Origin of the sequence: Bacteroides faecis MAJ27, assembly GCF_900106755.1 — a bacterium.
GTDB classification, from domain to species: Bacteria; Bacteroidota; Bacteroidia; order Bacteroidales; family Bacteroidaceae; genus Bacteroides; species Bacteroides faecis.
The window spans coordinates 1-1,485 of the sequence record NZ_FNNN01000072.1; the positions used below are offsets into that span (position 1 = coordinate 1).

1 protein-coding gene is annotated in these 1,485 nt (G+C 51.2%); it reads right to left on the minus strand.

The window, feature by feature from the left end:
* Positions 1-1,476: a glycoside 3-dehydrogenase gene (locus BLW31_RS23685; RefSeq protein WP_010539392.1), complete on the minus strand. Its 1,476-nt coding sequence runs from the start codon at positions 1,474-1,476 to the stop codon at positions 1-3.
* Between the last annotated feature and the right edge of the window lie 9 nt (positions 1,477-1,485).

The following is a 1,485-nucleotide window of genomic DNA, read 5'->3' on the forward strand; positions in this document are numbered from 1 at the left end:
TTATCGTGGCATATCGGGCAGTCTCCAGCCTTCACGATAATTATGTTTCACCAGTTCGGCTGCGAATTGTTTCGCGTTGATCGGATCTGTCCAGGTCTTGTTGAAGGACGGGTGACCGTCATGAATCGTAAATCCGTCTTTGATACAGGTTCTGAGTGTTTCATTGTCACCGATATTAGTGAAGCACATGTTGGCGCCGTCCCATTCCAGTGTCTTGTTCAAGCCTTGCAGACGGATAGCCAATACACCCATTACTACCATTTCGTTCATCGGTCCCGATTCGGAGAAATCCGCTTTCGGCATCACGCGGTTGGATTTGTCTTCCTTGCAAGCACGTACCCAGTCCATCTCATGGGAACATTTGACACGGCGGCATACTTTCGGTGCGTTGGGCACACGGCCTGACAACAAGAAAGGTTGTTCTCCGTAGCAGCCGCAAATCAATGTGTCCTTTGTTCCGTGGAAAATGGTCAGACCGCCACCGGGGCCCATCAGCTGTTTTCCTTCCGGGAAACCTTTCGGACGTTCCGGCATCATACCGCCGTCATACCAGTGTACCTCCACTTCCGGCAAGGCAACTTTCGGCATATTGTCGCGGGCGGGGAAAATCATTTTCACATGCTGGGCCTGAGGAGCGCAGGCACTCAGTAATAATGTAGAAGAACCTTCCACTTTGGTAGGATAACCCAGTTTCAGAGCTCTGAACGGCTGATGCAGGATATGGCAGGCCATATCACCCAATGCACCTGTACCGTAATCCCACCATCCGCGCCAGTTCCAGGGATGATAAACGTTGTTGTACGGATTCAGTTTGGCAGGTCCGGTGAAAAGATCCCAGTTCAATGTGTTGGGGATGCGGTCCGCCTTTTCGGGTGCATTCAGTCCTTGCGGCCAGATAGGACGGTCGGTGGCGCATTCCACTTTAGTCACTTCACCGATTTCTCCATTCCAGATCCATTCGCAAACAAGGTCGGTACCTTCGCCTGATGCTCCCTGGTTACCCATCTGGGTTACTACTCCGGTGGAAGCGGCAAGTCTGGTCAGCAGACGGGATTCATATACGGAGTGTGTCAGCGGTTTCTGGCAATATACATGTTTGCCCATTGTCATGGCGTCTGCCGTGATAATGGCGTGAGTATGGTCGGCAGTGGCAATGATGACACCGTCAATGGATTTGCCCATTTCGTCGTACATCTTGCGGTAGTCCCAGTATTTCTTAGCTTTGGGGAACTCGTCGAATACGCCTTTGGCATATTTCCAGTCCACATCACAGAGGGCTACGATGTTTTCGGTGCCCTTCACATTGTTGATGTTGGCGTGTCCCATACCTCCGATACCTACGGCTGCGAGGTTCAGTTTGTCGGTTGGTGAAACGTGCCCGTGGCTCATACCTAAGATAGAGCTGGGAGCAATGGTGATGCCTGCTAAAGCGGCGGCTCCCGTTTTAAGGAATTTTCTTCTTGAAAAGTCTGACATGGTTTTATT

Bases quoted from the DNA above. Each gene is read 5' to 3' on its own strand.
- BLW31_RS23685 (WP_010539392.1), bottom strand. From the start codon at position 1,476: ATGTCAGACTTTTCAAGAAGAAAATTCCTTAAAACGGGAGCCGCCGCT.